Source organism: Bradyrhizobium sp. SZCCHNRI20481 (genome assembly GCF_032485055.1).
Lineage (GTDB): Bacteria > Pseudomonadota > Alphaproteobacteria > Rhizobiales > Xanthobacteraceae > Bradyrhizobium.
The window spans coordinates 276,962-294,186 of the sequence record NZ_JAUEUE010000006.1; the positions used below are offsets into that span (position 1 = coordinate 276,962).

15 protein-coding genes are annotated in these 17,225 nt (G+C 65.8%); 11 read left to right on the plus strand and 4 right to left on the minus strand.

The genetic code is table 11. The features are described 5' to 3' along the window. The first annotated feature begins 235 nt into the window (after positions 1–235). The gene (locus QX132_RS12070) at positions 236–592 is read left to right on the plus strand and encodes a hypothetical protein (RefSeq protein WP_315812147.1); all 357 of its coding nucleotides are present in this window, start codon (positions 236–238) and stop codon (positions 590–592) included. A 32-nt stretch (positions 593–624) separates the two neighbouring features. Further along, the gene (locus tag QX132_RS12075) at positions 625–1,296 is read left to right on the plus strand and encodes a dienelactone hydrolase family protein (protein ID WP_316161277.1); all 672 of its coding nucleotides are present in this window, start codon (positions 625–627) and stop codon (positions 1,294–1,296) included. Between the two features lie 160 nt (positions 1,297–1,456). Here the strand turns inward: QX132_RS12075 and QX132_RS12080 are convergent, their stop codons facing one another. The 3 genes from QX132_RS12080 to QX132_RS12090 all read right to left on the minus strand — a co-directional run bounded on the left by QX132_RS12080 (position 1,457) and on the right by QX132_RS12090 (position 3,514). Further along, positions 1,457–2,173, minus strand: coding sequence for a polysaccharide biosynthesis/export family protein (locus QX132_RS12080; protein WP_315784356.1), 717 nt, complete (start codon positions 2,171–2,173; stop codon positions 1,457–1,459). 182 nt (positions 2,174–2,355) lie between these two features. Further along, the gene (msrA, locus tag QX132_RS12085; protein ID WP_315735512.1) at positions 2,356–3,012 is read right to left on the minus strand and encodes a peptide-methionine (S)-S-oxide reductase MsrA; all 657 of its coding nucleotides are present in this window, start codon (positions 3,010–3,012) and stop codon (positions 2,356–2,358) included. Between the two features lie 184 nt (positions 3,013–3,196). Further along, complete coding sequence (locus QX132_RS12090; RefSeq protein WP_315715027.1) at positions 3,197–3,514, minus strand: hypothetical protein; 318 nt, start codon at positions 3,512–3,514, stop codon at positions 3,197–3,199. A 358-nt stretch (positions 3,515–3,872) separates the two neighbouring features. Between QX132_RS12090 and rpsT the strand changes: the two genes are divergently transcribed. Continuing rightward, on the plus strand, positions 3,873–4,139 hold the full coding sequence (gene rpsT, locus QX132_RS12095; RefSeq protein ID WP_315715026.1) for a 30S ribosomal protein S20: 267 nt from the start codon (positions 3,873–3,875) through the stop codon (positions 4,137–4,139). Positions 4,140–4,678: 539 nt separating this feature from the next. Here rpsT and QX132_RS12100 read toward each other — a convergent pair. Continuing rightward, entirely contained in the window at positions 4,679–4,999 is a 321-nt protein-coding gene (locus QX132_RS12100; protein ID WP_315735518.1) for a hypothetical protein, read from the minus strand. Between the two features lie 489 nt (positions 5,000–5,488). Between QX132_RS12100 and dnaA the strand changes: the two genes are divergently transcribed. The 8 genes from dnaA (at position 5,489) to QX132_RS12140 (ending at position 17,221) form a co-directional block, all read left to right on the plus strand. Then, positions 5,489–6,928: a chromosomal replication initiator protein DnaA gene (gene dnaA / locus QX132_RS12105; RefSeq protein ID WP_315735520.1), complete on the plus strand. Its 1,440-nt coding sequence runs from the start codon at positions 5,489–5,491 to the stop codon at positions 6,926–6,928. A 323-nt stretch (positions 6,929–7,251) separates the two neighbouring features. Beyond that, positions 7,252–8,370 carry a DNA polymerase III subunit beta gene (dnaN, locus tag QX132_RS12110; RefSeq protein ID WP_315735522.1) on the plus strand — a complete coding sequence of 373 codons (1,119 nt, stop codon included), beginning with the start codon at positions 7,252–7,254 and terminating at the stop codon, positions 8,368–8,370. A gap of 69 nt (positions 8,371–8,439) precedes the next feature. After that, positions 8,440–8,727 (plus strand): GIY-YIG nuclease family protein, encoded by a 288-nt coding sequence (locus QX132_RS12115; RefSeq protein WP_316161280.1) that lies wholly within the window; start codon positions 8,440–8,442, stop codon positions 8,725–8,727. Between the two features lie 62 nt (positions 8,728–8,789). Beyond that, positions 8,790–9,926 carry a DNA replication/repair protein RecF gene (gene recF / locus QX132_RS12120; RefSeq protein WP_315735526.1) on the plus strand — a complete coding sequence of 379 codons (1,137 nt, stop codon included), beginning with the start codon at positions 8,790–8,792 and terminating at the stop codon, positions 9,924–9,926. Between the two features lie 541 nt (positions 9,927–10,467). After that, positions 10,468–12,903, plus strand: a complete 2,436-nt coding sequence (gene gyrB, locus QX132_RS12125; protein ID WP_315758099.1) for a DNA topoisomerase (ATP-hydrolyzing) subunit B — start codon at positions 10,468–10,470, stop codon at positions 12,901–12,903. Between the two features lie 173 nt (positions 12,904–13,076). After that, the gene (gene murA / locus QX132_RS12130; RefSeq protein ID WP_315715017.1) at positions 13,077–14,372 is read left to right on the plus strand and encodes a UDP-N-acetylglucosamine 1-carboxyvinyltransferase; all 1,296 of its coding nucleotides are present in this window, start codon (positions 13,077–13,079) and stop codon (positions 14,370–14,372) included. Positions 14,373–14,551: 179 nt separating this feature from the next. Further along, positions 14,552–15,031, plus strand: coding sequence for a DUF2867 domain-containing protein (locus QX132_RS12135; protein ID WP_316161282.1), 480 nt, complete (start codon positions 14,552–14,554; stop codon positions 15,029–15,031). 804 nt (positions 15,032–15,835) lie between these two features. Continuing rightward, the gene (locus QX132_RS12140) at positions 15,836–17,221 is read left to right on the plus strand and encodes an MATE family efflux transporter (RefSeq protein ID WP_315773303.1); all 1,386 of its coding nucleotides are present in this window, start codon (positions 15,836–15,838) and stop codon (positions 17,219–17,221) included. Positions 17,222–17,225 lie beyond the last annotated feature (4 nt).

A 17,225-nucleotide genomic window follows, 5' to 3' on the forward strand; every position in this document is an offset into this window, starting at 1 on the left:
GTGCGACTTCGCTTAGGGCGAAGTTCGGTTTTATCGATTCGCTGGGACCCACCGGATAGATGCCAGCCATCATAAGAATGATCGCGTTGCCACGACGACGCAACGGGATTTGACCGCCGGCTTGCGAATTGAATTGGCATTTTACGTTGTGCAGCGCGAACGATGCTGGGCTGATGGCGCCGGGCACGCTAGGAAGAGGTGCAGCCAACGCGACAGCGAAAGGAGATTTCAGCCCATGAGACCATCCGCACGTATGACGCTGTGCCTGGCTGCGGCCATGCTGCCGAGCCTGTCGGCCGTTCCCCCTGCCGCGGCAGGGCAGACGCTGAGCGTCGCCGACGCGCCTTTCACAGCGACGTCATCCAACGTCACGCCGCTTGCCTTCGGCATGGATGTCGGTGAGACATCGCGCGTGCTGGAGCAGCCGTTGATCTATCTGAACGGCACGCCCGGCAACGAGACCTTTCTGGCACTGCGCAATCTCGGCGGCAGCGGACTGGTCTCGCACCATCACCGCCTCTACTTGAAGTTCCGCAGGGGCCGGCTGACCGGCTGGAAAGAGGACTACGGCACCAACTGGATGTGGCGCTGACACGCGCCTGACGACCGCAAAGAGGACAGAACGTGGGACAAGACATCAAGCTGACGGCATCTGATGGCTTCCAGCTCGGCGCCTACCGCGCCGATCCGACCGGAACTGCAAAGCGCGCGCTGGTCGTCATCCAGGAGATCTTCGGTGTCAACCATCACATCCGCAACGTCTGCGACCGCCTCGCCGCCGAGGGTTACGTTGCGATCGCGCCGGCGATCTTCGACCGCGTCGAGCCCGGCTTCACCTCAGGCTATTCGCCCGACGAGATCGCGGTCGCGCGCAAGTTCGTCGCCAATCCGGATTGGGCGGCCTTTTTGCGCGACACCCAGGCCGCAATCGACGTCGTGAAGAATGTCGGGCCGGTCGGCATCATCGGCTTCTGCCTCGGCGGCAGCATCGCCTATGCGGCTGCGACCAAGCTGTCGGGCCTCCGCGCCGCCGTCGGCTATTATGGCGGCGCTGTCGCGCGGTTCGCCGACGACAAGCCGACGGTGCCGACCCAGCTACATTTCGGCGAGAAGGACGCGGGCATTCCCTTGAGCGACGTCGAGACCATCAAGGCCAAGCGGCCGGACGTCGAGATTTTCATCTACCCCGGCGCCCAGCACGGCTTTGGCTGCGACGAGCGCGCCAGCTACGACCAGCCGAGCGCTGACCTCGCCTGGACGCACAGCCTGGCGTTCTTTGCCCAGCATCTGCGCTGATCACCGCACCACCGTCATTGCGAGGAGCGAAGCGACGAAGCAATCCAGAGCGTCGCGTGCGACTCTGAATTGCTTCGCTTCGCTCGCAATGACGAAAGAAGAGGGGGCGCATCGTTCTGCGCCGCGCGTCATCGCGAGCGTGCAGCGATTCCTATGGAGGTCAGAACCAGCGCTCGCCGACCTGGATGGTGTCGCCCGGCTTGAGCGAGGTGCCGAGCGGCACCTCGTAGCGCGCGGCGCCGGAAGCATCGGTGTGGGTCAGGGTGACGACGTCGCGCCGCGCCCGCGGCGAGAAGCCGCCGGCGATCGCGATCGCGCTCTCGACCGTCATGTTGGGCACGTAGGGGTATTGGCCGGGCGCCTGCACCTCGCCGAGGATGAAGAACGGGCGATAGGCTTCGATCTCGACCGCCACCGAGGGCTCGCGGATGTAGCCGTTGCGCAGCTTGGCGGTGATCTCGGCGGCGAGGCCGGCGGTGGTGCGGCCGCGCGCCGGCACGCTGCCGATCAGCGGCATCGTGATCGATCCGGACGCATCAATCGCATAGGTGTTGGTCAGACCCTCCTGGCCGTAGACGACCACGCGCAGCTTGTCGCCGGCATCGAGATGATAGGCGGGGTCGCGGCGCGCCGGCGCATAGCCGGCGGGAACGACATTGGCGTCTGCGCGGGTGGCGGCAGCGAACGAGTTGCGCAACGTAGGGATCGCTCCACCCTGCCCGGTGGCGGCAACCGGGCCGGTGGAAGGCGTTCCATAGGCCATCGCGTCGAGATCGCTCTGCGGCTGGACGGCAGCGACGGGGGAGATCGTCTGCATGCAGCCCGACAACAGGATCGCGGACAGGACGGTAATGACCGGAACAAACAACGCGCGCACTCGAACAATCCTTGAATGAGGATGTGCGCTAGTCATGCGCGGTTAAGGTTAACAAACCGTTGGCGCGTGTAGTCCCCCCGTCGCAAACGGGCCGCGGTGAAAGCGGCCCGGAAAAAAATCCCTCTCCCACGGCGTGGGAGAGGGATCCGATGTTCACGGTGATCGGGCGCGCTCAGCCCGGCCTATGCGCTCACGCCGACACCGATCGGGCACGCGACGCCAGTGCCGCCGAGGCCGCAATATCCGGCCGGATTCTTGGCCAGGTACTGCTGGTGATAATCCTCGGCGAAATAGAACGGCCCCGCCGGGACGATCTCGGTCGTAATCGCTCCGAGCCCCTTGGCGCGCAGCGCCGACTCGTAGGCCGCCTTCGACGCCTCGGCCGCCTCGCGTTGCGCGTCGCTGAACGTGTAGATCGCTGAGCGATATTGCGTGCCGACGTCGTTGCCCTGACGCATGCCCTGGGTCGGGTCGTGGCTCTCCCAGAACGTCTTCAAGAGGCGCTCGTAGGACATGATCTTGGGATCGAACACCACCAGCACGACCTCCGTATGCGCCGTCTGCCCCGAGCACACCTCCTCGTAGGTCGGGTTCGGCGTATGGCCTCCGGCATAGCCGACGGCGGTGACGTGGATGCCGTCACCGAGCTGCCAGAACTTGCGCTCCGCGCCCCAGAAGCAGCCGAGCCCGAACACGGCCTGCTCGAGGCCGTCCGGATAGGGCGGCAACAGGCGGCGACCGTTGACGAAATGCGTCGCGGCGGTCGGGATCGGCAGGGCGCGGCCGGGCAGCGCCTCGGCGGCAGACGGCATGGCAGGGGCTTTGCGCATGAAGAACATGGGATGTCTCCGCTCATGGCCAGCGCCCGCGGGACGGCCCACGGCGCGATGACCTCTTGTCAGGGGAATATATAGGGCTCTACGGGACGAGCAGTAGCGCCGTTACGCCGCGCCAGCGGTTCCCGCGTCACGCTCCGAGCGGAATCCAGTACTGCTGCCGGCGCGGCGAGACGAACCGCCGCGCTCAGTCGCGTCCATAGCCGATCAGCGGCTTGCGCGGCCGGAACAGCAGCATCAGCAGGATTCCGAGCAGGCCAAGCACCGCAAACACCGGCTGGTCCAAAAACACCTTGACGATCCACTCCCACAAGAACGGGGCCTTGGCCTCGATCCAGGCCTTGAAGGCGGCTTGGCTCGCCTGGTGGACGTCGTTCCAGAGCTGGCCGAACCGGGTGAACTGCAGGGTCTGGTCGGCCACCCAGCGCGCGCCGTCATAGACCAGGAAGATGAAGCTTCCGGCCAGCAGCAACAGCCCCACCAGACGGAAAAAACCGCGGATCATGCCTCACCTGCCCTCTCTCGCACGCCCTCTCGGGCAGCAAGGCCATAGCGGGGGCCCCGCAGAAATTCAACCTCGTCAGGGGCTTAGAACCGGGTTTTGGCCGATTCCAGCCGCGGCGGGGCGCTCCGAGACCGTTGACGCTCGCCAGGCCTGCCCCTATAAGGTCGTCAATGGCGGTGGGCGCAATCCCGCCGCCGCTGTTCTTTGAGCAGCGCCGATCCGCCGAGCAACTGCTCCGGTCATGGCATTCTCAGAGAGGCGTCCGAACAACCCACCGCGTCGATGGGGCCGCGTCAAGCGGGCCGCGCGCGTACCCGCAAGAGCGGCGACTGCTCGCCGCCGAAGGATATTTGAGAGCATGGCCAACACGACTTCCGCGAAGAAAGCGACGCGCAAGATTGCCCGCCGCACCATCATCAACAAGTCGCGCCGCACCCAGATGCGCGGCGCGGTTCGCTCCGTCGAGGACGCGATCAAGAAGGGCGATCGCGACGCCGCGCTGAAGGCGATGGCCAATGCCGAGCCGCAGCTGATGCGCGCCGCACAGCGCAACATCATTCACAAGAACAACGCGAGCCGCAAAGTGTCGCGCCTCACGCATCAGATCGCCAAGCTCGCGAAGTGACGCGATCGCGCGGCTGACGAACTATCAAGATGCAAACAGCCCGGCTCGCGCCGGGCTTTTCTTTTGTGCCATTTTCAATTGCGCGTTCCGCTGTCGCGCATCCCTCCATCGCTCGCCGCGCCTTCTCCATTTGATGGTCACATCTTGATGGTGATATCGCATCGCGAATACGATCTTCGCGCGTGGTGGAACCCGCGCGATGTCGTGCGCGCCTGACACAGGTTCCGTCGGAACTACGTGAAGTTCCGTATTTTTACGCAGTGACAATATTGTCTCATCTGAAACGGCTGCGAATCTGCGCGCCGCGCTTGCGCATCGCTGTCAAGAGCGCGCGATGCGCCGCTCACTTTGCGCACCGCGCATCGCGGGAGTTACCCGCTTCGAGCAATCGCGAAAAACATCGTTTCGAAAATGACTTAAGTGCATAGCGCGACCAAGTGATTGGAAAAGCGGGTGAGGCCGGTCGAAACATAAAAAAATTATGAAGAAATTTTGGGCAGACGATGTTGTTTGTCACATCCGAGATTCCTCGCGATGATTCAAAACGTTGCTTTCTTAACGCGCAACACCGCGTCGCAACCGCCGCGAAGACTCGTAACGCGTGCTCCGATCTTATGGATTGCGAGTCCCGACGCATCGTGTATTTCTTTAATCACTCGCGGCGCCCACGATCTTGAGACCAGCGCGGTTTTAGAAACGGGGCGGACGTGCAAATCGGCGGCGGTGTGCGCGTTGGCGACGCTTTCCAAAGCGATGGCCGGATCTGTACCCATAGCAATATGGGGAGCGACTGAACTTTGTCGAAATTTCTCGGGCGCAGCATCATCGTTGCGCCGCTTTGAACAAGAGAAATACGACATCGGTCGACCCGGCTGAAGCTCGTGGCGGCTTCGCTCACCGAGTGGACAAGTTGGACGGGATGTACGGCGGTGCGGCTGAATCTTGGGGTTCAGGCGCGGCGGCATTGGGATGACAACTTGCCATGAGCAATCACGGCAGGGCGGGGAGGTTGCATGTTTTACGGACACATTGCGGGCACACACCATAGGCTGGTTCCGGATAACGCACCCTTGGCGGTCAACACTGAAGTGATCGACATCTCCAGCCCGGCCATTGCCAGCACGGCGATCGGCCCTCCGGCGTCCATCGCGCATCTGAGTATGCGCTGACCTCGCGGAGAAGCTTCTTCCACCAGCATTGATGGCCCGACGGCGTCCGCGCCGAACGGCGAGCCATGTCTGGAGTTGAGCCTCCGCTCGAGGTCTCGCTGCGGCACACGTGTCCTTTCACGGGACGTCTGCCCGGCGATCACACGACACCACCACTCAATTCGAAAAGTTGCGACTGCCATGACAAATTCGGAACAGGATCGCTGGTCTCGCGTGAAGGGGCGGCTGCGCTCGACCGTCGGCGAGGACGTCTATACGAGCTGGTTTGCCCGCATGGACCTCGAGGCCGTTCAGAACGAAAGCGTCCATCTGTCGGTGCCGACGCGTTTCCTGAAGAGCTGGATCCAGGCGCATTATGCCGAGCGCGTGCTGTCGTGCTGGCAGGCCGAGATGCCGGAGGTGCATCGCATCGATCTGTCCGTTCGCACCGCAATGCGCTGCGCGACGCCGGTCAAGGAAGCCCCCGTCGCCGTCGAAGCCCGCCGGGCCGAGCGCAACGACAACCGGCCGGCGACGAGCGCCGACACGCGAACTGCGTCGGCTGCGGCTTCGCTCGCCACGAGCCATGACGCGCTCGGCGGCTCGCCGCTCGATCCGCGGCTGACCTTCGCGAGCTTCGTCGTCGGCCGCGCCAACACGCTGGCCCATGCCGCAGCGCGCCAGGTCGCCGACGGCCGCCGCGGCGATCCCGTGATGTTCAACCCGCTCTACATCCATGCCGGCGTCGGGCTGGGCAAGACGCATCTGCTGCAGGCGGTCACCTGGGCCGGCAACGCCGGCGGCGAGCGCAAGGTGCTGTACCTCACCGCCGAGAAATTCATGTACGGCTTCGTCGCGGCGCTGAAATCGCAGACCGCGCTGGCCTTCAAGGAAGCGCTGCGCGGCATCGACGTGCTCGTGATCGACGACCTGCAGTTCCTGCAGGGCAAATCGACCCAGGCCGAGTTCTGCCATACGCTGAACGCGCTGATCGATGCGGGACGACAGGTCGTCATCGCAGCCGACCGGCCGCCGTCGGACCTCGAAAGCCTCGATGATCGCGTCCGCTCGCGGCTTGCCGGCGGCCTCGTCGTGGAGATGGGCTCGCTCGGCGAGGATCTGCGCCTCGGCATTCTCAAGTCGCGCGTCGCCGCGGCCCGCGCGCATCATGCGAGCTTCGACGTGCCGGAGCCGGTGCTCGACTATCTCGCCCGCTCCATCACCCATAACGGCCGCGATCTCGAAGGCGCGATCAACCGCCTGCTGGCGCATTCCAAGCTCAACAACCAGCCGGTCACGCTCGACATGGCCGAGCGCGAGGTGCGCGACCTGGTGCGGCCGCAGGAACCGAAGCGCATCAAGATCGAGGACATCCAGCGCGTCGTGGCGCGGCAATACAACGTCAGCCGCTCCGACCTGTTGTCGTCGCGCCGCACCGCCAACGTGGTGCGTCCGCGCCAGGTCGCGATGTACCTCGCCAAGACGCTGACCCTGCGCTCGCTGCCCGAGATCGGCCGCCGCTTCGGTGGACGCGATCACACCACCGTGCTGCATGCGGTGCGCAAGATCGAAGCGCTGGTCGGCAAGGACATCGCGCTGAACGACGAGGTCGAGTCGCTCAAGCGCCAGTTGCAGGACTAGACGGCACGCACGGCCAGGGGAGCGGACAGAAGGTTCGCCCCCAGCCGGGCCGTTGTCCCGGCCCTTCGACGCTGTCCTCGGACGTCATGCTCGGACGTCGTTCTCGGACCCGGCCTGCGGATCGCGGAAGCACCTGCCGAAACGTGGGAAATCGGCCCGCCATCCCTTGCGCTCGGGCCTCATCCGCGCCACTTTACGCCTCCCCCTCACGCTCCTGGACGCTGGCCAAGCGCCGTTCGGGCGCGAGGTGCCATCGGCCGCGGCGCTGCTCAGCCCGCCGGCATTCCAGGACAAGCTCAGTTGGAACGGGCGGGTATAGTGCAATGAAGGTGACCGTCGAACGCGCACAGCTCCTGAAGTCGCTGGGCCACGTCCATCGTGTGGTCGAGCGGCGCAACACCATCCCGATTCTGGGTAACGTGCTGGTCCGCGCCGAGAATGCCCGGCTGTCGCTGCGCGCGACCGATCTCGATCTCGAAGTGACGGAAACCCTGGCCGCCGAGACCGCCACCGCGGGCTCAACCACCGTTCCGGCGCACATGTTCTACGACATCGTCCGCAAGCTGCCGGACGGCTCGCAGATCGTGCTGGAGAGCGACGGCGAGCGCGCAGTGCTCGCGATCCGCGCCGGCCGTTCCAAGTTCACCCTGCAGACCCTGCCGGAGAGCGACTTCCCGGATCTCGCCGCAGGCGACATGACGCATGCGTTCGGGGTTCCCGCCAAGGACGTCAAGAGCCTGATCGACCGCACGCAGTTCGCGATCTCCACCGAGGAGACGCGCTATTACCTGAACGGCATCTATCTGCACGCCGGCGGCACCGCCAAGCAGCCGACCCTGCGCGCGGTCGCCACCGACGGCCACCGCCTCGCCCAGGTCGACCTGCCCCAGCCTGCCGGCGCCGCCGAGATGCCGGGCGTGATCGTGCCGCGCAAGACCGTGGGCGAGGTGCAGCGGCTGATCGAGGACAATGACAGCGAGATCAGGATCGAGCTGTCGCAGGGCAAGATCCGCTTCACGCTGGGACAGGTGGTGCTGACCTCGAAGCTGATCGACGGCACCTTCCCTGATTACGGCCGCGTCATTCCGCAGAACAACGACAAGGAGCTGGTCGTCGACAAGGCCGATTTCGCCGCCGCCGTCGACCGCGTCTCCACCATTTCCTCCGAGCGCGGCCGCGCCGTGAAGCTCGCCCTCTCCCCCGGCAAGCTGGTGCTCTCCGTCACCAACCCGGATTCCGGCAGCGCGACCGAAGAGCTCGAGGTCGAGTACGCCTCGGACGCGCTCGATATCGGCTTCAACTCGCGCTATCTGCTCGACATCGCCGCGCAGATCGAGGGCGAGGTCGCGGTGCTCCGGCTCGCCGATCCGGGCTCGCCGACCCTGATCCAGGACCGCGACAACCGCAACGCGCTGTATGTGCTGATGCCGATGCGGGTGTGAGGCGAGACTGCTGCGAGATCGAGTTTAACCCGTCATGGCCGGGCTTCACCGGGCCATCCATCCTTACAAATGGCCTACTGGGTTTACACTCTCGCGAGCAAGCCGGGCGGCACGCTGTATGTCGGCGTGACCAATGATCTCGTCCGGCGCGTCTATGAGCACCGCGAAGGTCTCGCCGAGAGCTTTACGCGCCGCTATGGCATCAAGCGCCTCGTCTACTTCGAGACGCATGAAACAATCGCGGCGGCGCTGCAGCGTGAGAAGAATATCAAGCACTGGTCGCGTGAATGGAAGATCGACCTGATCGTCGCGAGCAATCCTGACTGGCGCGATCTATATGATGAAATAGTCCGCTGACGCGGACGATGGATTGCCGGGTCAAGCCCGGCAATGACGAATCAAGGTCCCAGCTCCTCCCGATGACCCCCTCCCGCATCAACCGCCTCGCGCTGACGCATTTCCGCAGCTATCGCGCTGCCAGCGTCAGCGTGCAGGCGGACATGGTCGCGCTGGTCGGGGCCAACGGCGCCGGCAAGACCAATTGCCTGGAGGCGATCTCGTTCTTCGCGCCGGGCCGCGGCCTGCGCCGTGCCACCCTGGAGGACGTCGCCGACAACCAGGGCGACGGGTCGTGGGCGGTCTCGGCGGAGGTCGAGGGCGCGCTGGGGCTGACGACCTTCGGCACTGGCATCGAGCCGCCGCGCAGCGATGCGAACACCACGCGCCGCTGCCGCATCGACCGCGAGCCGGTCGGCTCGGCGGCCGCCTTCGGCGACCACATCCGCATGGTGTGGCTGACGCCGGCGATGGACGGCCTGTTCATGGGCGCGGCATCGGAGCGACGGCGCTTCTTCGACCGCCTGGTGCTGGCGATCGACAGCGCGCATTCGAGCCGGGTGTCGGCGCTGGAGCGCTCGTTGCGCTCGCGCAACCGGCTGCTCGAGGTGCGCAATTTCGACGACCATTGGTGTGACGCCATCGAGCGCGAGACTGCGGAGCTCGCGGTCGCCGTCGCTGCCAGCCGCGGCCAGACCGCGGTGAAGCTCGCTGCGATGCTGCGTCAGCGCGGTGCTGCCTCCGCGTTCCCGTCCGCCGAGATTGCGCTCGACGGCTGGATGGAGAATGCGCTGCTGACCGAACCCGCGCTCGCGGTGGAGGACCGCTATCGCGCTGTCCTGCGCGACAATCGCGCGCGCGATGCCGCCGCCGGCCGCACGCTCGACGGCCCGCATCTGACCGATCTCCATGTCGTCTATGCGCCGAAGAACATGCCGGCGCGCGACGCGTCGACCGGCGAGCAGAAGGCGCTGCTGATCGGCCTCATCCTTGCGCATGCGACGCTGGTGGCCGAGACCACCGGCATCGTGCCGATGCTGCTGCTCGACGAGATCGTCGCCCATCTCGATCCCGGCCGCCGCACCGCTTTGTTCGCCGAGCTGGGTACGCTCGGTGCCCAGGTATGGCTGACCGGCGCCGATCCCGCGGCGTTTGCCGAACTACGCGAGCTCGGCGAGATCTTCGACGTCGAGGCGGGGCGGATCAGCGCGCGGCGGTAACTCGCTCCGCCGCTGAACCTGTCAGTTCGCCGGTTCAAGGAGCTGTCGTTGGACGGCAGGCACCTGCCGGCGCCCAAGCGCTCGGCGACGAGCCCCACATCCCTGCCGAGAGCCAGAGCGATGCCCGTGCTCGGCAAGGTCGGCGACTGAAGATCGCCCGGCGGCCCGCCGTGAGCGACACGCTGGAGCTCGCCGCCGGCGTGCCTCGGGCCTGATGGTTGGCCCGGGTGGCACCGCCCTGCCGCTACCGCTCTACTGAGGAGGCGCCTGCCGCGTCACGCGTGACTCGTGCCTTGAATCGCACGCGAAAGCGCCCCGCTGCACGCCTCAAAACCAGCCGCGAGAAGGGCCTGAATCCGGCTTTCGGAGGGGACGAAAACGACCCTCGCCAGGCCTTGAAAAACCGTTAAAAAGCGCTATCTCTTCAATGTCTTACGAAGTACCACTTTGCGCTAGGCGCGTGGCTTCTTTCGTGAGAGAAAGAGCGCTCTCGGCATGCGATCTGCGATGCCGATTCGACCACCCCTTCCGAAGGCCCCACATGACCGAACCCGCCCGGCAAACCATCGCCGACAACGAGCCTGCAACCGCGAACGAGTACGGCGCAGAATCGATCCGGGTGTTGAAGGGCCTGGATGCCGTGCGCAAGCGCCCGGGCATGTATATCGGCGATACCGACGACGGCTCCGGCCTGCATCACATGGTCTACGAGGTCGTCGACAACGCGATCGACGAGGCGCTGGCTGGTCACGCCACTGCGGTCGAGGTGGTGCTCAATCCGGACAATTCGGTCACCGTGCGCGACGACGGCCGCGGCATTCCGGTCGACATCCACAAGGGCGAAGGCGTGTCCGCCGCCGAGGTCATCATGACCCAGCTGCATGCCGGCGGAAAGTTCGACCAGAACTCCTACAAGGTGTCCGGCGGACTGCACGGCGTCGGCGTCTCCGTCGTCAACGCGCTGTCGAGCAAGCTGCAGCTTCGGGTCTGGCGCGACGACAAGGAGCATCTCATCGAGTTCGCCCATGGCGACGCGATTGCGCCGCTGAAGGTGGTCGGCGAGGCCAAGGGCAAGCGCGGCACCGAGGTGACGTTCCTCGCCTCGACGGAGACGTTCAAGAACGTCGAATACGACTACGCCACGCTCGAGCATCGCCTGCGCGAGCTCGCCTTCCTGAATTCCGGCGTCAACATCGTGCTCTCCGACATGCGCCACGCGGTCGAGAAGCGCGAAGAGATGCGCTACGACGGCGGCGTGGAGGAGTTCGTCAAATATCTCGACCGCAACAAGAAAGCGATCGTCCCGGCACCGATCATGGTGCGCTCGGAGGTCAACGGCATCACGGTGGAAGCTGCGCTGTGGTGGAACGACAGCTATCATGAGAACGTGCTGTGCTTCACCAACAACATCCCGCAGCGCGACGGCGGCACGCATCTCGCCGGTTTCCGCGGCGCGCTGACGCGCCAGGTCAACGGCTACGCCGAGGCCAATGCGAAGAAGGAAAAGATCGCGCTGACCGGCGACGACTGTCGCGAGGGTCTCACCGCCGTTCTTTCCGTGAAGGTGCCGGATCCGAAATTCTCGTCGCAGACCAAGGACAAGCTGGTGTCCTCGGAGGTGCGGCCCGTGGTGGAGAACGTTCTGAACGAGGCGCTCGCCGCCTGGTTCGAGGAGCATCCGGGCGAGGCCAAGACGATCGTCGGCAAGGTGATCCAGGCCGCGGCGGCACGCGAAGCCGCGCGCAAGGCGCGCGAGCTGACCCGCAAGAGCCCGCTCAGCGTCTCCTCGCTGCCCGGCAAGCTCGCCGACTGCCAGGAGAAGGATCCGGCCAAGTCGGAGCTGTTCATCGTCGAGGGCGACTCGGCCGGCGGCAGCGCCAAGCAGGGCCGCAACCGCGAGTTCCAGGCGGTGCTGCCGCTGCGCGGCAAGATCCTCAATGTCGAGCGCGTGCGCCCGGACAAGATGCTGTCGAGCGAGCAGATCGGCACCCTGATCACCGCGCTCGGCACCGGCATCAGCGACGAGTTCTCGATCGACAAGCTGCGCTATCACAAGATCATCGTGATGACGGACGCCGACGTCGACGGCGCCCACATCCGCACGCTGCTGCTGACCTTCTTCTACCGCCAGATGCGCGAGATCATCGATCGCGGCCACCTCTACATCGCCCAGCCGCCGCTCTACAAAGTGACGCGCGGCAAGTCCGAGCAGTACCTGAAGGACGAGCGCGCGCTCGAGGACTATTTGATCGGTACCGGCCTTGACGATTGCGTGTTCAAGACGGCGGAAGGCGAGGAGCGCAAGGGCCGCGACCTCCTGGCGCTGGTCGAGGAAGCGCGTCTCGTCCGCAACATCCTGCGCAACCTGCACACGCGCTACGACCGCAAGGTCGTCGAGCAGGCCGCGATCGCCGGCGTCCTGCGCCCCGACATCACCCGCGATATCCCGACGGCGGACGCCGCGGCCGCCTACATCGCAAAACGGCTCGACGTGCTGGCCGACGAGGTCGAGCGCGGCTGGATCGGCCACTTCGTCGAGGGCCAGGGCTTCACCTTCGAGCGCACCGTGCGGGGCGTCAAGGACGTCGCAGTCATCGACGACGCATTGCTCGCGTCCGTCGATGCCCGCAAGCTGGACGAATATGCGGCCCGCCTGCAGGAGGCCTATGCGAAGCCCGGCGCCTTGCGCCGTGGCGACGTCCAGACCGTGATCCATGGCCCGGTCGATTTGTTCGAGGCGGTCACCGATGCCGGCCGCAAGGGCATCAACATGCAGCGTTACAAGGGCCTCGGCGAGATGAACCCGCAACAGCTCTGGGAGACCACGCTCGACACCGACGCGCGCACCCTGCTGCAGGTGAAGGTCAAGGAGGTCGACGAGGCCGACGACATCTTCACCAAGCTGATGGGCGACGTGGTCGAGCCGCGCCGCGAGTTCATCCAGGACAACTCGCTTTCGGCGAACGTGGACGTGTAGTCGCGACGTCCAGCCCGAGGATACCGCGCACTGGCGCGATAGACGACCAGGCGTACCCTGAGTCTGCGGAGCAGTGGCCTGCCCGTCCCTTCCGTGTTAATTCCGTTGAAGATCGATGTTCCGCTTTCGCCGGTCCCCGGGCGAATCACCATCTCAGAACGGACTTTTCGCGCATGGCGCCCATTCAGTACATCGTCGAGGGGGGTCACCGGCTCAAGGGCGCGATCGAGCCGTCCGGCAACAAGAACGCCGCCCTGCCGATCATCGCCGCCGCGCTGCTGACCGAGCATCCGGTCACGCTCGACAACGTGCCTCGCATCCGCGACACCGAGACGCTGGTCGAGCTGGTGCGCTCGGTCGGCGCCTCCGCCGAATGGCGCGGCCGGAACAGGCTCACGATCCATGCCAAGGAGATCCGCGCCGCGGACCTCGATCCGGACCTCTGCGCGCGCATCCGCGCGTCGATCCTGCTGGCAGGGCCCCTGCTCGCCCGCTGCGGCGAAGTGGCGCTGCCGCCGCCAGGCGGCGACGTCATCGGCCGCCGCCGCCTCGACACGCATTTCCTCGCCTTCGAGCAGCTCGGCGCCACCGTCACCGCGACCGACAAGATCGAGCTGCGCGCCTCCGGCCTCAAGGGCGCCGACGTCTTCCTCGACGAGCCCAGTGTCACCGCGACCGAGAACGCGCTGGTGGCCGCGGTGGCCGCCCACGGCACGACTTACTTGCGCAACGCCGCCTCCGAGCCGCACGTTCAGGACCTTGCGCATTTCCTGGTCGCGCTCGGGGCCAACATCGAGGGCATCGGCACCAACACGATGGTGATCCATGGCGCCAGCACGCTGGGCCAGGCGAGCTACTCGATCCAGCCCGATCACATCGAGGTCGGCTCGCTGATCGGCCTTGCCGCCGTGACGCGCTCTCCCTTACGCATCGTGCGCGCCGGCACCGAGCATCTACGCTCGATCCGCATGGGCTTCGAGCGGCTCGGCATCGTCTGCGAGGTTGCCGGCGACGACCTCATCGTGCCCTCGGAGCAGACGCTGCGGATCAAGGACGATTTCGGCGGCCACGTGCCGAAGCTGGAGGACCAGCCCTGGCCGGCCTTTCCCGCCGACCTGATGTCGATCGCACTCGTCACCGCCACGCAATGCGAGGGCGTGATCCTGATGTTCGAGAAGATGTTCGAGTCGCGGATGTTCTTCGTCGACAAGCTGATCTCGATGGGCGCGCGCATCGTGCTGTGCGACCCGCACCGCGCCATCGTCGCCGGCCCGAGCCGCCTGCGCGGCGCCCGCGTCGTCTCCCCCGACATCCGCGCCGGCATGGCCATGCTGCTGGCCGCGCTGTGCGCCGAGGGGACCTCGTATATCGACAATGCCGACCAGATCGAGCGCGGCTACGAGCGCATCGACGAGCGGCTGAACGCGCTCGGCGCCAAGATCACGCGCGTGCCGGAACGCGGGCGGTAGCGCCATTCACGCAGCATTTCTCCGACGTCGTTGCGAGTGAGGCGCGAAGCGAAGCAATGACGAATGACCGGCCGTAGCGCTATGCCATTCGCGCGCTGGCTTCGCGAACATGAGCGTGCGATGATGCTCCGCATCGCGCACAGCGCGGGCACAACCGTGACATGTGAGGCTCACTGCACATGGCCATCAGCGAGATCACTCCCAACATCGACCGTACCAGATGGCTCGCGGGCGCAGAGTTCGCCGATGCCTTTCGCATCACGATTGACGAGCCGGACATCGATGCCCGCACGGCGGCCGAGCGCATGCTCGGCCACGCGCCTTGGTGGATGGCGGCGCTCCTGAAGCTCCGCAACCTGCTGGTCAGGCCCTTCGGTCTGAAGACCTCGGGCGCGGACCCAGACAACCCACGTCCTCTGATCGGGATGTTTCCGGTCGTCGACGAAACGCCGGCACGGCTCGTGCTCGGCTTCGACGACAAGCATCTGGACTTTCGCGTCCTGGTCGACGTCTCCTCTCATCGCGCAACGTCGCAGGTGACAGCGACCACTTTGGTGCAGACCCACAACGTTCTCGGCCGCGTCTATCTCACCGTCATCAAGCCGTTTCACCGCCTCGTCGTGAAAGCGATGCTCCGGCAGGTCGCGCCGCCCGCCTGATCTCGCGCAAGCGTTTCACTCACTCCCCGCCGCCATTGCGAGGGCACAGCGAAGCAATCCGGAGCTCCGCGGAGGCAATCTGACTGGCCTCGCTGCGCTCGCAATGACGGTGAACACATCGAACTGCGGAGCTATCAGCCAAGCCGCGATTTCATTATTCACGCTTTTCCGAATTTTACGCTTGCTTTTATTCCGAAAGTCAGAAATACTGCACCCATCCCGTCCTCATGAGAGGGGCGCTTCGCGATCGTCACGGACGTTGAGGGTGGGATGCGATGGATGCGGCAGCTCACAGCGCGCACTTGAGGTTTCCTCGAGGCTGGCGCGTGGACGAAGGAGCGGCCGCGTACGGCGAAATCGTATGGTCCTGGCCTCCCGATGCTGAGGTCAAGCCGGCGGGCGATCCGCAAGGTGACGGGGGCAAACAAGCTCGGTCCCCGGGGAGAGTACGTATAAGCCGTTCCAACCATGGCGCAGGGAAGGCCGGATGTGCGGCCCACCTGTGGTGACTGCCGCCTGCTACTTCTTTTGCAGGCGGGCCATGGGTGTGGTCAAGCACCCGGCCTTCCCTGCCCCTCTTCCTGTTCGAGGGGAGCAAATCGAGCATCACCCGGGCACGCCGTGCCGCGGGAACGTGTGTGGCCGTCCGATCCGATCTGGTTCGGCACGAGAGCAGTCCGCGATGGCCGACGTCGCGAACCCAAGCTCCAACGATGATGTTGCCGCGACGCTCGCATCTCGCACCGCCCATGACGACGACGGCGTGATGTGCACGACACTGCGGGGACTGCTATAGCCTCGATCATGACCTCCACAGCCGGAACCGACCACGCGCCGCCGCCGGCGGCGCCGACACCTTCTCTCGCGCTCGAACTCTGGGAGACGGTCCGCCTCGCCGCGCCGATGGCGCTGACGCAGCTGTCGCAGATCGCGATGATGTCGACCGATCTCGCCTTCATCGGCCGTCTCGGCGGCGATGCCGTTGCAGCGGCCGCGTTAGCGGGCACCGTCTACTTCGTCGGCTCCACCTTCGGCATGGGTCTGATGTCCGCGGTGGCGCCGCTCGCCGCGCAGGCGTTCGGCGCGGCCGATGCCGGGCTGGTCCGGCGCGCGCTGCGCGTCGGGCTGTGGGCCGGGCTGTTCATCGCGTTGCCGATCATGCTGATCGCGCTGAACGGCGAGGTCATCCTGCTCGCACTCGGACAGGCGCCGGGCGTGGCGCATCTCGCGCAGGACTATCTGGCCGGCCTCGCCTGGGGCATTGCGCCGATGCTGTGGTTCCTGGCGCTGCGCAGCTTCATGGGCGCCGTCAACCGCCCCGAGCCGGTGCTTTGGATCACCTTGGCCGCGATCCCGCTCAACGCGCTGCTGGTCTATCCGCTGCTCTATGGCCACTGGGGTTTTCCGCAGCTCGGCCTGACCGGCGTCGGCCTCGCCACCTCGACCGTCAACCTGGGAACGTTTCTTGCCGGTCTGTGGTTCGCCGCGTTGCGCCCGCCGTTCCGCGACTATCATGTCCTGGCCCGGCTCGGGCGCATCGACTGGCGGCTGATGCGGCAGCTCCTGATCATCGGCGCTCCGATCTCGCTGTCGTTCCTGCTCGAATATGGCTTGTTCTCGGCGGCGGCGATCCTGATGGGACTGATCAGCACGGCCGCTCTCGCCGCGCATCAGATTGCACTGCAGATCACGGCGATCCTGTTCATGGTGCCGTTCGGCATCAGCATGGCCGCGACCGTGCGCGTCGGCCATGCGGCCGGCCGCAACGATGCGCACGGTGTGCGCCGCGCCGGCCTGATGGCGATGCTGCTCGGCCTCGTCCTTGCCATGCTGTTCACGCTCGGCATCATCCTTGCGCGGTTCGAGATCGTGCAGCTGTTTCTTGGCGCCGGCCTCGCCGATGCCGCGGCGACTGCGGCACTCGCCGCCACGCTGCTCCTGGTCGGCACGACCTTCTTCATCACCGATGCGCTGCAAACCATCGCGGTCGGCGCGCTGCGCGGCATCAAGGACACGCGCGTGCCGCTGCTGCTCGCCGTGCTCGGCTATTGGCTGATCGGCTTTCCCGCATCCTACGTGCTTGGCCTGCACACCAAGCTCGGCGCGATCGGAATCTGGATCGGGCTGTCGATCGGCACCGCCATCTATGCGGCCCTGCTGGTGCTGCGCTTCCTGCGGTTGTCGCGATGAGGAG